The sequence below is a fragment of the Aggregatilinea sp. genome, from assembly GCF_036822615.1.
Classification (GTDB): Bacteria; Chloroflexota; Anaerolineae; order Aggregatilineales; family Aggregatilineaceae; genus Aggregatilinea.
This window is the reverse complement of record NZ_DAISHJ010000001.1, coordinates 48,021-62,509: the sequence shown is the minus strand read 5'-3', so window position 1 is coordinate 62,509 and position 14,489 is coordinate 48,021. Positions and strand designations below refer to the sequence as shown.

Genomic DNA, 14,489 nt, shown 5'->3' with positions numbered 1-14,489 from the left:
GCCGGGGACAACCCCGGCCCTGCGAGTACACGCCTAAACCTTACCGGACATCCGGCTCCAACACACCGTAGTTGCCGTCTTCGCGACGATACAACACACCGATCCGCGCCGTAGTTGCATTGAGGAAGATGAAGAAATCGTGGCCCAACAGCTCCATCTGGTCGATTGCTTCCTCCTCGGTCATCGGATTCAGCTCAACCCGCTTACGACGTACAATATCCAGCTTATCCTCTGCTTCTTCCTCTTCCTCGGCCAGCGGCACAGGCTCAGCCAGTGCCAGCGCAGCATCCGCTTCCGCAAACTTGCCGCCCCCACGACGCTTACGCTTCCCCTTATAGCGCTCGATCTGGCGATACATCTTGTCCAGCGCCCGGTCCAGCGCCGCGTAAATATCGCCTTCCTTCTTCTCTTCGGCGCGCAAAATAACCCCGCGCGAGTTCCGCAGCGTGAGCTGCGCAACCGACTGGTCCTGTCCTTGCTTACGCCGCTCCATTGCGAGGTCCACGCGGACCTCGTGAATATTTGGAAGGTATTTGTCGAGCTTGCTCACTTTCTTCTCAACATGTTCTTGCAGGCGCGGAGTGACATCAACGTTGCGGGTATGAATCTTGAGTTCCATAGCATTACTCTCCTTAAGCGTGCAGCAAGGAACATTGAGTGAATGCGCAGTGATGCGCACCTGTCTGCGTCCCTAACGATCCATGCCGTGTCCGGCTCCTCCTATCGCCCCGCCAAAAATTTGCGATGCTCCGGCCAGCCGCAGCGCTTCCGCACATGCGGACATGGTCGATCCGGTTGTCAAAACGTCATCAATCACCAGCACCCGTCGCCCCGCTACCTGCCCAGGTTCCGCGCGAAATGCGTCTTTTACGTTCTCCTGGCGTTCCGCCGCACTCAGATCAACCTGGCTTGCGGTATTCTTCACCCGCGTGACAGCTTCGAGCTCATCGGGCACCCCCAACCGCTCGGCAACACGATGTGCGATCAGCCCGGCCTGATTATAGCCACGCTCGGCAAGTCGCTGGGATGACAGTGGAATCCCCACCACGAGATCGGGAACTTGCCCGGAATCCTCGATCAGCCCCGCCAGCAAATCACCGAGCGGCTCCGCAACTCGCCGCATCCCGTCATACTTGAGCGCATGAACCGCGTCACGAACTGCGCCATCAAAATGGCCCACAACCCATATCTGTTCGAACTCTGGTAGGTGACGCGGTTCTGAAGGAGCGATCGAAGCGACACACCGTGGACACAACAAGCTCCCGACACGCCCGCAGTGTACACAATAGGGTGGGAAAACCAGATCCAACCCCACGAATACAGCCTGACGTACCAGGAGCTTTACTTGATCAACCATCAGCGGCATGTCTCCAGCGGGATTGTGATGCCGCGCCAATAATATATGGTTATAACACCGAGCAGCCGGTTTCGCAGCTAAATTGCTCCAAAAACGCCGCTCTCAAGCAGAATAATAATCGCCGGGCCCAACAGTACAATATACAGTGACGGGAAGATCAGCAGAACCATGGGGATAACCATCTTCACAGGGGCCTGCTGAGCCTTCTCTTGCGCGCGCTGGCGGCGTTTCACTCGCATCTGATCCGCCTGAATACGCAAGATTTTAGCAATACTCACACCCAACTGCTCAGCCTGGATCAGCGCCGCGATAAAACTCGTCACGTCGTTGACTTCCATGCGGTTAGACATATCGCGCAGGGCTTCGCTGCGCCGCTTGCCCAACTGGATTTCCTGCAACACACGGCCAAACGCGATAGCGAGGTCGTTATCCCACTTCTCGTATACCTTGCCCATCGCCTGCTCGAAGCCCAGACCGGCCTCAACGCAGATGCACAACAGGTCGAGCGCGTTCGGCAGCGCCTTAATAATGCCATCCTGACGGCGGCGAATCTGGCTGCGAAGCTGGAGCACGGGCAGATAATAACCCAGCAGCGCCGCACCGATTGTGCCCAGGATTCCCTTCGTCGCGCCCCAGTCGCTGACCAGGAAGAACAGGGCAAATGCCCCGACGCCAAAACCGATCGTCAGCGCGATGCGCTGGCCGAAAAATGTAGTGGGTTCAACCGACTGTGACTTCCCCGCAAGCTCAAGCTGGTGGCGAATGCTGTCGATCTGGTTTTCGGGGGTAAAGCGCACGACGAAGCCCGCCAGCGCTTTATACATTGGGATAATGACGCGTTCCTGCAAGCTGAGCGACAGCTCAAGCTCTTCCAGGGATGCGGGCATTTCCCGGTCGCCGTATTCAGCCAGACGGCGCTCAAGGGGATCGACACCGCTCTCGTTGCGCATCCCAACGATAACCAGTCCGCCCAGCAGCAGGATACCGGCAACAATCAGGGCGACAATGCCCAGCATAGGCTTACCCCTCCTACCCTGTTGCCAGGGCTAGTATTCGATGTTCACGATCTTCTGGATCACAGCCGCGCCGGAACCGATCAAGCCCAGGCCAACGCCGATCATCGGCCACCCACAGAGGCGGTTTTCGACGAGACGCCCTGTGTAGTCGGGACTCACAAAGTACAGGAATACAGTCAGCAAGATCGGCAGGCCCGAAATAATCCAGCCCGTCACGCGCCCCTGAGAAGTCAGAACGCGAATCTCACCCTTCAGCTTGATACGGTCACGGATGGTATGACTGATCGATTCGAGAATTTCAGCCAGATTACCACCGACTTCGCGCTGGATATTGACCGCCGTATTCACGAGGTCCATGTCTTCACTGGGCAGGCGGACAAGCAGATGATCGAGCGCAGCCTCCATCGGGATGCCAAGTTGCACTTCTTGTACAACACGCTTGAACTCGGTTGAGGTCGGATCAGGCGACTCGCGGCCAATCGCTTCCATCGCTTGCAGGACGGAATAACCGGAACGCAGCGCGTTCACCCACAGGCTCAACGTATCCGGCAGTTGACCTTCAAACGAACGCAGGCGCTGGCCCTGCTTGCGTGCGACGTAAAACCGGGGGAAGAATAATCCGGCAAACCCGGCGACAGCGCCGCCAATTGGATTGCCAAAAATGAGGAGCCAGCCCACGAAAAACGTGGCGATGCCCGCGATGATGTGCAACGCGAAGTACTCGCCCACCGTCAGTTTGAGGTCTGCGCGAGCCAACTGCGTGCGCCACTTCTTGGCGAATTCCCGATCCGCAAGGGCAGAATCCAGCCGCTGGGTGATCGCGCCCGGCTCGTTCGCCAGCCGCTCATCATTGGCCTCTTCGAACTGCGCGAGAAGGCTGCTGTACTCAGACGTATACCGGCCCAGGCGTTCCTCGACCTCTGTCTGTCGTTCAGAGCGAAGACTCACCACTCCGAAGATCAGGATGGCAACCGCCATAATCCCGGCGACACCGGCAATAATGAGTTCAATACCCATAAAGCCCCAGCCTCCAAACCTTAATCACGCAATCTTTCCTTCATTGTACCAGGAATTCGCGTGTCGTAACTCCCCATCTGGTCCTGTTTGGTAACCGAACCGCGGAGCTTCCGGCGCCAACCGGACTGCCCCGCGGCTCGTCGTGTTCGACTAGTAGCGCGACATGCCAATGCCGAAGACGGCTGGCGGCAGATGGATGCCCGCCGCTTCGATCTTGTCGATGAACTTGGGGCGCAGGCCCGTCGGGCGAATACGCCCGATCACCTTGCCCGCTTCGATGCCCGTCTGTTCGAACTCGAAGATGTCAGACATCGTGACCACGTCACCTTCCATGCCCTGCACGTCCGTAATCTTCACGATACGGCGTGTCCCGTCACGCAGGCGCTCCTGGTGAACGATCAGGTTCAGAGCGGACGCCACCTGCTCGCGGATAGCGCGTACAGGCAGATCCACCCCCGCCATCAGGCACATCACTTCCAAACGGGCCAGGGTATCGCGTGGGCTGTTGGAGTGCAATGTCGTCAACGATCCTTCGTGACCGGTATTCATCGCCTGGAGCATGTCCAGGGCTTCGCCGGAACGGCACTCCCCGACCACGATGCGGTCAGGGCGCATACGAAGGCAGTTCACCACAAGATCGCGGATACTCACTTCACCGCGCCCTTCAATGTTCGGAGGGCGGCTTTCCAGCGTTACCACATGTTCCTGCCGGAGTTGAAGCTCAGCGGCGTTTTCGATCGTGATGATGCGCTCGTCGTTGGGAATGAAGCTCGAAAGCACGTTGAGCAGCGTCGTCTTGCCCGACCCCGTACCGCCGGACACGACGATGTTCAGCTTTCCGATAACGCACGCCCGCAGGAACTCCGCAATTTCGGGCGTCATCGAGCCAAACCGAATAAGGTCCTCAACCGTCAGAGGCCGCTTGGAGAACTTACGGATGGTGATCGTCGGGCCGCACAGCGCGATGGGGCGAATTACGGCGTTCACACGCGAGCCATCGGGCAGACGAGCGTCCACCGTCGGCGAGCTTTCGTCGATACGACGGCCCAGCGGCGCGACAATGCGGTCCAGCACGCGCAGCACGTGGTCATCGTCCTCGAAAGTCACATTCGAGCGTGTAAGGTTACCGGATTTCTCGATGTAAACGTTCTTTGGCCCGTTGACCATGATTTCAGATATACTGTCTTCGGCAAGCAGCGGTTCCAGCGGGCCGAAACCCAGAATTTCCGCAACGATGGCTTCGAAAAGGCGTTGGCGCTCAGCGCGCCCCAAAACAATACTTTCCTCGGCCAGAATCGTCGTGAACAACTCTTCGATCGTGGTGCGAACCTCAGGCGAGTGCGGGTCCACACTCGTATCAAGTTCGGCCAGCAGCTTGTTCTGAACGCGGCTCTTAAGATCCAGGTAGGTATTATTATCCGTCCGTGCGGCAGGGTTCCCCCCGGTCGGAGGAACCGCCGTCCGGCGACGCATTTGGGCAAGTTTGGAATCCTGCGGCGGCTCTTCGTCCTGACCACCGCGATCAATTCGCCTTAATAACGACATCGCACTTCCTCCACGTTCACTGTTTTACGGGCATATCCTGATAGTCGTGAGCCAATTATCCTGATCCGCCAAATAAAGCCCGCAGCCCGCTCTTCGACCGCTCCGTTGGCTTTTCCTCGGTATCTTCTTCGTCGCCTTCAGACTCGACCGATTTACGCACAGCCTCGGCCAGAAGCACCAGTTCTCGACCGGGTGACCGCGACTTCAGCTTTGCCACCAACGGCACGCCCTGGTTCACCGCCGTCAGCACGGCACGATCGTCCGCCGGAACCGCCGCTGTCACTTTGCGCTTCACGTGATTTTCGATCGACGCAATCGGGACTGTGCCATGCCCGCGTTCTTTCTCATTCACCACGCGATTGAGCACAAAAATCACTTTATCAGACAGTTTGTCAGGCCGCTCAGCCACATCGAGGATATCGATCATCTTGCGGCTGTTACGAATCGACGGAATAGTCGGGTTGGCAACCATCACAATCCGTTCCGCGACTTCAAACAGCTTCAGAGTCATGTCGTCGTACTGGGTCGGCGTATCCACGATGATATAGTCGTACAGCGTGCCCAGCATCAGCATCAGGTCTTTGATCTCGTCGGACGTGATGTCGTAGGCCTGCTCGGGATGCGATGGCGCAGTGATCACTTTGAGGCCGCTCCCGTGAGTAATGACCACATTTTCGATCACATCTGCATCGAGGTCATTAACCGACTGGGTCAGCTTGGAAATGTTCGCCGTCGACTGCAGGTTCAAAAACGCATCAACGTCTCCAAACTGGAGCGCACAGTCCACCAACAGCACACGAGTATCCGGGCGCATCAGGGCCGATGCCAGATTGGTGGCAATCGTCGTTGTCCCTACCCCACCCTGCGGGCTGTACACCACAATGATATGCCCGGCTGCACGCGCTGCCGCAGCAACCTTTTTGGGCACCTCGCCCTTCGTGGTTCTGCCCGCCACAGCCAACTGTGCTTCCTGCTGGCGCACTGGCTCGTTGCGCTCGTATACGCGCCGGATGGTCGTATACAGTTCTTCGCTGGCGATCGGCTTGGTCAGGAAGTCACGCGCACCGGCCAGCATCGCCTGCCGGAGATAACCAGGCTCACTTTGAACCGAGACAATAACCACTGCTGCGGTACGGACCGCTGTGCTGATAGACTTGGTGGCCGTAATGCCATCCATGTCCGGCATGTTAATGTCCATCAGCACGACATCGGGCCGCATCTCCGTTGCAATCTGGATAGCTTCGCGCCCCGTTCCGGCAGCGCCTACGACCTCAATATCCGGTTCGAAGGCCAGCAGCTTGCGGAGATTGTCGCGTACATCAGGGATGTCATCGACGATTAGAACTTTGATTACTTGTTTCTGCGATCCGCTAGTCATTCAGGCCTCGCAATGAGAACGTTCTCTATACGAGTAGGGGAAAAGCGCGACCCACCCAAATGTTCGGGTCGCGCTCTTACCTCGTGGGGACTTAACCGTTACTGCTCTTCATAGCCGCGCGTCATTATTGCGCAGCCGCCGTATCAGCAGACGCGCTATCGGCCAGGAAGCTGAACACCGTGCCGAGGTCGAAGCGACGGACGCTGGTGATCGGTGGTTCCAACGCGAAGGGCAAACGGTCCGGCTGGGTGATATTGAAGTTCTGGATCATGTACTGCAGGGTAACAGACTGCGTCTGCGACGTGCTCAGGTCGCCCGCCGGGCGCAGCGCCAACGTGATCGGAATCTGCGAGTCAACAGCCCAGGTCAGCACCAGTGAATCCTGCGGCGAAACCGCCAGGGTGACGATAGAGGGCGTGTACGACGTTGCCGTCGGCTGTGGAGTCGCATTCGCCTGTTCCTCGCCCGCAGCTTCCGGCGCAGCAGCAACCGGCAGCGCCGTCGGCGTCGAGCCGATGAACTGTCCATCCGCCGGGAAGTATCCGACATGGACCACGAACGCATTTTCGATCGTCATCTGGGTTACCAGGCGCGGGCGCTGGTTCTGTTCGCTCGGGCTGATCAAGACACCCTGCGGCGACAGCGGGCTGGGTTCCTGACGGCCCTGGCGCGGAGAGCCGATGACCAACTCGCCCGTTTCCAGCGAGGTGATAATCGAGATATTGTTCGGCAGGCGGGTCTGGAATTCTTCATCGACATCAATGAACAGGAACGACAGGATCACGTCCACGTAGTCCCCGTCTTGAATGCCGTACGCCACCGAGCCGATACCCGACAGGTCCAGCGGCACGGATACCGCACGCGTCCCCGGCTCAAGGATGGCCGCTGCATCGGAGCCGGTCGCCGCGATGTCGCGCAGGTCCTCAACCAGTTGGCGCCGCAGCACGGGTGCGCCGCGCGTCAGGTCCGTACGGGCAATCATCCCAACCACGTCGCTGGTGTTGGTGAAGTAGCTTCCCTCTTCCGGCAGCGCCCGCTCCGGCCACGGCTGCAGGCTCACGCCATCTTCGGGAATCTTCAGGCCGCGCGGGAGGTCCTGCACGGCAATAACGATATCGACCATCGGCTCCACTTGCGCAACCGGAACCGGCGTACCCTGATCGTTGATCTGGGGTGCGAGGTCGCCAGCGGTCTGTGTCGAGACACCGTCAGTCCCGCCGTCATCCTGACGGAACATAAGCAGGGCAACCAATACCACACCAAGTAAGATAATGGCGCCTATAAGAATGAGTACTCGGCCTCGCATGAACACCCTCCCGCGGAGACGAAAATGGCAGCCTCAATAAACTGTTAATTGATTAAGATGAGATTGACGCTTAGCATCTTCAGTGTATCCAGATGCAAAATTTACGCAAACAGTAGGAAAGTCCTACCGTGCCGCCCTTGGCCCAACATTAGGCGGCACGGAAAGATGCTTGAGCACCGGGTGAACGTGCTTGCGTTAAGAATTTGCGGGGAGCAGAATTATGAAGCGATTGAGCCCCTCTTCGGCGCTCGTGACATCCAACCGTCCCCCCACCAGTTCGACACGTTCCTTCAGTGTTCTCAGGCCAAACAGGTTCTCGTCGTGCGTATCGGAGAGCACCTGCGCCGGATCAAAGCCGCGACCATCTGTCTCCATCGTCGCTTTGGCCCACTCCGGCCCCATATCAAGCACGATGCTCATCGATTTAGCGCCCAGGCTGTCGCGGGCGTGCCCCATGATTTCTTGAATCGAGCGGAACATCATCACTTCAATGTGGCCCGGCAAACGCCGTTCATCGCCCAGAACGTTAAGCTGCGTTTCGATCTCGGTCTTTTCCTGGTAGGCTTCGACATACCGGCGGATCGTCGGTACGAGGCCGAGGTCGTCCAACATCATCGGACGGAGGTCAAAAATGAAGTCGCGTACTTTCTGGAAGGTTCCGCTGGCAACCACCTTAAGCTGATCCAGCTCGTCCCGTGCGCGATCGGGGTTGCGGTCGAACAGGCGTTGGCAGATTTCTGCCTGCAGGATGAAATTGGTCAGCGACTGCGCCGGACCGTCGTGCATCTGGCGGGCAAGGCGCTGGCGCTCGGATTCCTGCGCTTCCACGATACGGATGATGACTTGATTCGACAGGCTGCCATCGGGCGCGGTGGAGGGCGTGGTAGGCATGTAGCCTGCCGTGCTCGACAGCCGGTCGGGCATAACCCCTTCCAGAAGGCCCAGGAAGCGGCCCACGAGCTGCTCGAAGTATTGCAGTTCTTCCTGAGTTCCCTTCAGCTTTTCAAGCTGTCCCTGCATCGTCAGCAAACGCGTCTTGGCATCCAGCGCGTCATCGTATGCAGTCTTGATGTCCGCGCGCGGAATGGTATCGAAATTACCTTCGACGCGCCGGAGCTGCGAGCTAACGGCTACGTTCTTCTCACGCAGCCGGTCCACTTCAAGCTGGCTCTGCTCGATGAGCTGCTGGTTCTCACGAATACGGCCCTTAATCCGGTCGTGCTCGGTACGAAATTCGGCCAGTACCTCATCTCGTGATGACATCGCGCTCTGCGCCATGCGATTCGCCCTTGTGTGTTTCTGCTCGTTCCTTACCAGTCATGTTTCAAGTCGGGATCGGCGTCACTGGGGCGGACCCAACCCCGTTTCAGTGCATAGACGGCGGCCTGGGTGCGGTCGCGCACGTCCAGCTTCTTCAAGATGGACGTCATATGATTCTTCACCGTCTGGTGGCTGATGCCCAGCGACTGCGCGATTTCTTTGTTACTCTTACCCTGCGTAACATACTGCAAGATTTCCATCTCGCGCGGGCTGAGCGGCACAAAGTGCTCGCCCGGATCGACCATGTAAGGCCCGGTTGCCGCCTCAACGCCTGCATCCAGCCACAGCTTCAGCGCCTCTTCGTCGAAGGTGCGGTTATCCACCACAAAAAGCCCATTTGCGACGCGCCGCACGATGTCTACCAAAAGCTCCGGCTCGATATCTTTCGGGCAGTACGCCGACGCACCGGATCGCATTGCATGCAGAACCTGTTCGCGGTCGTCATACGCTGTCAGAAGCACCACGCGTGTGTTGAGGTGGCTTGCCTTGAGACGGCTGGTCACCTGAAGCCCGTTCATATTCGGCAGGTTAATATCCAGCACGATGACGTCCGGCTGAAGCTGGTGCACGAGATCCAGCGCTTCTTCCCCGCTGGAGCCTTCGGCAATAACGTCAACGCCCTCTTCAACTTCGAAGAGGTTGCGGACCCCCTGTCGAAACACGGGGTGATCGTCCACAATGACTAGGCGGAGGGTGCGCAGATCGTCACCCGCCTGATTTTCGTTCATTTGGGGACACGGCCTCTCATTAGTGCGATGGTCCCAAATTCTCGGTTCAAATTTACATTTTCGGGAGTATACCATAGTACAAAAACAGCGCACAAGCAACCCCACCGCCAGTGCTTACGGGCGTCGTACGCAGCGGGCAGCACGCGGCAGCCGCATTTACTATGGTGCGGAAACGCCGCACTCGTCTTCCCACTCCAAACGATAGACCGCCATGTTTCCATACCCCATCGCCAGCGCATACGGCGCATTGGTGATGTAAACGGGCGCGTTCCCGAGGTGAGGATCGTCCAGATCGGCAGGAACCTGATCCGGCAGCGCCATCAGATACTGCGCGCCGCGTGCGCACATCAGCGCCATCAGCGCCTCGTGATCGTGTATGATGGGCACGACGTCCGGCGTGACCAGCCCTGCCAGATCGACCAGCGGATGCGGCGCAAAGTATCCCAGCGCGCCGATATCGTGCGCGGCCAGCACCACGTCAGCCGGGATATTCGCCTCGACCCAATGCGCTGTGGCGACCATCTCGCTTTGAATGATCCGCACATCCCGGCCATACGCCTGCGCGCCCACGCCCCAAAAGACGACATACAGCGCCGCAGCCGACACCGCCAGACTGCGGGTGAGCACACGGCCCGCAATCGACTGGCTGCCGCCCCGTACGATCAGCAGTGTGCCCCCTACTCCATACAACACGATCGGCGGCAGCGCAGGGATCACGTAACGCCCATGCTGGTAATTCGCTGGCAGGCGCAGTGCGTAGGCCGTCAGATCGAGCAGCGTCCACGCCAGCGGCACGAACAGCATCAGAGCCGTACGCGACGATCGCAGCCGGATCGCTGCCGACCGCAGGCCGGCCACCAGCCCCGGCAGCAGCATGATCTGCGCGCCTGCCAGAATCGGCAGCACCAGCCGCCCATAACGTTCCGCGAGTGACAAAGAAAGCAGCGGCTCATATTCGGCTTGTTTGGCCGACGCCGTATCCGGCAGCATCGACCCTGCGATGTCGAGGTTCAGCAGGGCATACGGCACCATGCCCACCAGCCACCCGGCGGCGACTCCCACCGCCCAGGCCGCGAAATCGCCCCACCCCGATCGCTCACGCGGCCACGCAACAAGCGCGGCCAGCCCGATCAGCGCCAGCAGTCCCGCTCCTTCAGGGCGCGTGGTCGTCAGCGCAGCACCCACCAACCCCAACAGCCCGCCGTGCATCGCGCGCCGCGATGCTGCCATCGGCTGAGCCGCAGCATCGATCTCGCGCCATCCCAGCCACATCACGGCCAGCGCCAATGCGCAAAACAGGCTCGTCTCCATTCCGGAAACCGCCGCCCAGACCAGATGCCACGTCAACACCATCGCCAGGCCGGTCAACAACCCAATCCGTTTTATCGATGGGAACATCCGCTCGGCCAGACGCGCGCCAAACCACCCGCACATCGCCAGCGTCAGCGCGCCCAGGGCGAACGTCCACACGAACATCGGCAGATGCAGCCATCGTCCGGCGGCCAGCAGCACGGCATACAGCGGTGACGTGGCAGCCGCGCTGCTTTGCCCCGCCAGGAATGACCATTCCCCATGCTCCGCCAGATTGCGCGCATACACCTGATGAATCCATGCGTCGTCCAGCGCAAATCCGACTTCGTACATCACCGCCGACACGACCACGTACACGACGACACTAAGCACCGCCGCCAGCGCAATTAACGTATCCCGTTTATCCAGCAGCCGACGCACCATTTAGTTCTCCACGGTCGATACGATCTCGAACAGGCGCAAATCATCGTCGGGATCTGAGGTTCCTCGATCGTAAACACGAATCTCACGTAAAAACGGACGCCGGTCCTGCCCCTCGAACAAAGCTGCAAAAGGCTGCGTCCGGTTGATATCCAGCACGAGGTGCGTGACGCCGTATCGCGCCGCAATTTCCGGCACGACGTCAGGATCGGAATTCGGCAGCACGACCCCGCTCAGGCCCGTATGGTAATACAGGCTCGGCGGATCGTTGATCATGACGACCGCATCCGGCGGCAGATCCGAGTCAATGGTCGTGTAAAGTTCGTCCGCCGTGTTCCAACCCGACCGGCGTCCAAGCAGCAGTCCCAGACTTAGCGCCACCGCCAGCACGACCAGCGCCGTTGAAAAGACACGCTGTGCCTGTCGCTTTTTCCAGCCTCGATGAACCGCCATCCAGGCGATCGCGTCATCCAGTCCGGCCAGTCCGAACGCGGCCCAGAAAGGCAGCAGCGCCGCAGACGAGTGAAACAGGCCGCCGCGGTAACCGGGATATGCGAATACAAATGTCATGGCAACATGCAGACCCAGGGCATAGAGCACCACGCCAGGAACCATCGGGTGGCGGCGGCGCGTCCACAGCCCCAGCAATGCGAACGGCCCCAACACGATCCACGTCTCGACCGCAACGAACGTGCCTACATTATTCTGGAACGCCACCCACCGCGACTGGAGAATGTTCCAGACGCCCCAATGCAGAAAATCGCTGAAGGTCACGCCCGGCGGATAGTTGACCAGATCCTCGTAGCCGCGCAGCCAGACCGTTTGCATCCCGTCAACCGGCAGCGGCGAGTCGATCACCGACAGGTTCCGCACGAACCACGGCAGCATCACGATCGCATACGCCCCCAGCGCAATGGCTGCGTTTCGCCCGCGCTGTGAGGAAGAGAGGGAGGCTGCAGGCCACACCGCCACCAACAGCGTCACGATTAGCAGCAGCAGGCCATCCGCGCGTGATAAATGTCCGACTGCGCTCAGTGCTCCGGCCACGGCAAACCAGCGCCACGATCCCTCTCCGCGCCCCTGCCCGACCGCAGCCAGAGCGCCCGCCCCGACGAGGCCATACAGCGCAAACGTATCGGTTCCCGTCCAGTAAGGTGTGAAGTAACCGCTGAACAGCACCAGCAGCGCCGCGATCACCATATAGCGCTGCGTTCCACCGATCCGCCAGCCAATCCAGGCGGCGAGTGTCACCAGCCCGGCAAAACACAGCACCGAAGGCACCTGTGCAGCCCCGAATCCTACGCCAAACACCGCCGTGCTGGCGGCCACCAACAGCGATTCCATCGGCATCCAGTAGGTATGGCTGGGGCCGGGCAGCTTATCGGGCGCGTTCAGGTACATCCACAGGTAGGGATCGGTTAGCCCGTCACCCTCCACCAGCCGCGCACCGCCATTGTAGTAGTAGTAGGCATCCGTATAGCCGGGCTGTGAGATAAGGGCTGCATACCCTGCAGCGACGATCAGGGCCAGCAGAAATATCACGACGTAGAGACGGCGTGATGCGCGCGAATCGGATGGCATGCTCACGACTCCTGCCGCACGAAGATCGAGGATCGCCCGTCATCGAACTGCCGCTCGCGCCACAAATCAGGATAGGCGCGCAGGCCGGAAGCCAGCACGCTGTTCGCTTCGATCACCACAAAGCCGATGTCCTGCGCTTGCAGTTTATCCAGCCAGTCGTCGCGCAAATAGGTGATCTTGAGATAGTCGCGCAGGAAATCGTCGTCATAGAGGTCCGTGCGCCCATCGACGTATACGGGCACATCGGGCGCGGCAAACATCAAATAGCCGCCCCAATTGTAGGTGTTAAACATTTCCCCCGGCGGCGGCGTTTCGTTCAGGTAGGCCGCCGCTTCGACCGGCAGACTGGCTTTCTGCGCGTCGCGCATCGTCGTGGTATTCAACGTCGCGGCGATTTTCGCCAGCGCACCTGCCGCGATCACCGCCAGTAAGATCCAGTTGAGCGCGAGCCGCGCCCCACGAACGCGCCGCGCCGGTACAATCTGCCACCCGCGATCCTCCAGCCACGCGTCCACCGCACGCGTGAGAACCGGCGTGGCGGCAACGGCGAACAGGGCGATGTTTCGCCCGCCCATCAGCGCCAGCATCGCCGTCCCCGCCGTCAGCGCCAGATCCGTCCAATCAGCCCGGCGTGCAGTCAATCCCAGCGCCACCAGCGTATCCAGCAGCAACAGCGCAAACGGCCACATCTGAAGCTGGTGAAAATTCGGGGAAGCCCACTCCTGGATGTAATCTTGCAGCACGCCGATGCGCACCGTTCGCAGGGGATAGCCCAGCATCGTCACGCCAAAGGGATTGAGCATGATCGCAGGGATCGATACCACCGCGACGAGTGCAGGTTTCCGCAAGCGCGTCCAGCGGATCACGCGCTCGTCGTCGGGATTGAACAGGTTACCCAGCACCTCCCCCGCCAGCACCCCAACCATAATGATGAAGCCCAACGCGAACCCGCCGTGCAGGTTGGACCACAGCGCCATGATGGGCGGAATGAACCACAAGCGATCGATGTGTTTCCGCTTGTACAGCATCAGCAGGTAAAGCACGAGCGCACTCAGCGCAAACGAAAACATTTGAGGGCGCGGCGACCAGAACACTGCCGCGGCGCTCGCTCCAAGCACGACCGCAAACGCGCGCAGGTACGCATTGCCCTCGCACATCAGATACACAAGGGCCATGCCGATCGTTGCCAGAGTCGCGGTAAACAGCGCCAGCCCGATGTTGCCTGAATCTCCCGGCGCGGTTCCGCCCCCGAACAACTCATAGGCCGCGTACAGAGCCACCTGCGATCCCCAACTGTGATCGATCCAGTCCTGACCCAGCCGCGTGTGCGAAAACGGATCGGTGTGAGGAACGCGGCCCGTATCGACGATCTGCTCGCCACTGCGGATATGCCACCATGTGTCCGTGTCCAGTGGAACGCGCACCGCGATTGCGAATAACATGATGAACAGAATGGCTGCTGCCAGCCGCTCGGTAGTCAGTTTCCGCGCGAAAGTCATGCTGCTCCTAC

Annotated in this window: 12 protein-coding genes; all 12 read right to left on the bottom strand. The window is 59.7% G+C overall.

The window, feature by feature from the left end; translation table 11 throughout:
* Positions 1-40 precede the first annotated feature (40 nt).
* The 12 genes from hpf to V7116_RS00235 all read right to left on the bottom strand — a co-directional run bounded on the left by hpf (position 41) and on the right by V7116_RS00235 (position 14,478).
* Positions 41-619, bottom strand: a complete 579-nt coding sequence (gene hpf, locus V7116_RS00290; RefSeq protein ID WP_324389203.1) for a ribosome hibernation-promoting factor, HPF/YfiA family — start codon at positions 617-619, stop codon at positions 41-43.
* 72 nt (positions 620-691) lie between these two features.
* Positions 692-1,180, bottom strand: coding sequence for a ComF family protein (locus V7116_RS00285; RefSeq protein ID WP_324389202.1), 489 nt, complete (start codon positions 1,178-1,180; stop codon positions 692-694).
* A 254-nt stretch (positions 1,181-1,434) separates the two neighbouring features.
* Positions 1,435-2,373 (bottom strand): type II secretion system F family protein, encoded by a 939-nt coding sequence (locus V7116_RS00280; protein ID WP_324389200.1) that lies wholly within the window; start codon positions 2,371-2,373, stop codon positions 1,435-1,437.
* Between the two features lie 30 nt (positions 2,374-2,403).
* Positions 2,404-3,390, bottom strand: a complete 987-nt coding sequence (locus tag V7116_RS00275; RefSeq protein ID WP_324389198.1) for a type II secretion system F family protein — start codon at positions 3,388-3,390, stop codon at positions 2,404-2,406.
* A 150-nt stretch (positions 3,391-3,540) separates the two neighbouring features.
* Complete coding sequence (locus V7116_RS00270; protein ID WP_324389196.1) at positions 3,541-4,935, bottom strand: CpaF family protein; 1,395 nt, start codon at positions 4,933-4,935, stop codon at positions 3,541-3,543.
* A 55-nt stretch (positions 4,936-4,990) separates the two neighbouring features.
* The gene (locus tag V7116_RS00265; RefSeq protein WP_324389194.1) at positions 4,991-6,313 is read right to left on the bottom strand and encodes an AAA family ATPase; all 1,323 of its coding nucleotides are present in this window, start codon (positions 6,311-6,313) and stop codon (positions 4,991-4,993) included.
* Between the two features lie 124 nt (positions 6,314-6,437).
* Complete coding sequence (cpaB, locus tag V7116_RS00260; RefSeq protein WP_324389192.1) at positions 6,438-7,550, bottom strand: Flp pilus assembly protein CpaB; 1,113 nt, start codon at positions 7,548-7,550, stop codon at positions 6,438-6,440.
* Between the two features lie 264 nt (positions 7,551-7,814).
* Entirely contained in the window at positions 7,815-8,882 is a 1,068-nt protein-coding gene (locus V7116_RS00255; protein WP_324389190.1) for a sensor histidine kinase, read from the bottom strand.
* A gap of 47 nt (positions 8,883-8,929) precedes the next feature.
* Complete coding sequence (locus V7116_RS00250; protein ID WP_324389188.1) at positions 8,930-9,667, bottom strand: response regulator transcription factor; 738 nt, start codon at positions 9,665-9,667, stop codon at positions 8,930-8,932.
* A 159-nt stretch (positions 9,668-9,826) separates the two neighbouring features.
* Positions 9,827-11,401, bottom strand: a complete 1,575-nt coding sequence (locus V7116_RS00245) for a hypothetical protein (RefSeq protein WP_324389186.1) — start codon at positions 11,399-11,401, stop codon at positions 9,827-9,829.
* Positions 11,402-12,979, bottom strand: coding sequence for an ArnT family glycosyltransferase (locus V7116_RS00240; protein WP_324389184.1), 1,578 nt, complete (start codon positions 12,977-12,979; stop codon positions 11,402-11,404).
* Positions 12,980-12,981: 2 nt separating this feature from the next.
* On the bottom strand, positions 12,982-14,478 hold the full coding sequence (locus V7116_RS00235) for a hypothetical protein (RefSeq protein ID WP_324389182.1): 1,497 nt from the start codon (positions 14,476-14,478) through the stop codon (positions 12,982-12,984).
* Positions 14,479-14,489: the final 11 nt, after the last annotated feature.

What these genes read in the sequence shown, in the direction of transcription:
- V7116_RS00280 (WP_324389200.1), bottom strand. Translation starts at nt 2,373, where the DNA reads ATGCTGGGCATTGTCGCCCTGATTGTTGCCGGTATCCTGCTGCTGGGC.
- V7116_RS00255 (WP_324389190.1), bottom strand. Translation starts at nt 8,882, where the DNA reads ATGTCATCACGAGATGAGGTACTGGCCGAATTTCGTACCGAGCACGAC.
- V7116_RS00250 (WP_324389188.1), bottom strand. Translation starts at nt 9,667, where the DNA reads ATGAACGAAAATCAGGCGGGTGACGATCTGCGCACCCTCCGCCTAGTC.
- V7116_RS00265 (WP_324389194.1), bottom strand. Translation starts at nt 6,313, where the DNA reads ATGACTAGCGGATCGCAGAAACAAGTAATCAAAGTTCTAATCGTCGAT.
- V7116_RS00270 (WP_324389196.1), bottom strand. Translation starts at nt 4,935, where the DNA reads ATGTCGTTATTAAGGCGAATTGATCGCGGTGGTCAGGACGAAGAGCCG.
- V7116_RS00235 (WP_324389182.1), bottom strand. Translation starts at nt 14,478, where the DNA reads ATGACTTTCGCGCGGAAACTGACTACCGAGCGGCTGGCAGCAGCCATT.
- V7116_RS00240 (WP_324389184.1), bottom strand. Translation starts at nt 12,979, where the DNA reads ATGCCATCCGATTCGCGCGCATCACGCCGTCTCTACGTCGTGATATTT.
- V7116_RS00275 (WP_324389198.1), bottom strand. Translation starts at nt 3,390, where the DNA reads ATGGGTATTGAACTCATTATTGCCGGTGTCGCCGGGATTATGGCGGTT.
- cpaB (WP_324389192.1), bottom strand. Translation starts at nt 7,550, where the DNA reads ATGTTCCGTCAGGATGACGGCGGGACTGACGGTGTCTCGACACAGACC.
- V7116_RS00245 (WP_324389186.1), bottom strand. Translation starts at nt 11,401, where the DNA reads ATGGTGCGTCGGCTGCTGGATAAACGGGATACGTTAATTGCGCTGGCG.
- hpf (WP_324389203.1), bottom strand. Translation starts at nt 619, where the DNA reads ATGGAACTCAAGATTCATACCCGCAACGTTGATGTCACTCCGCGCCTG.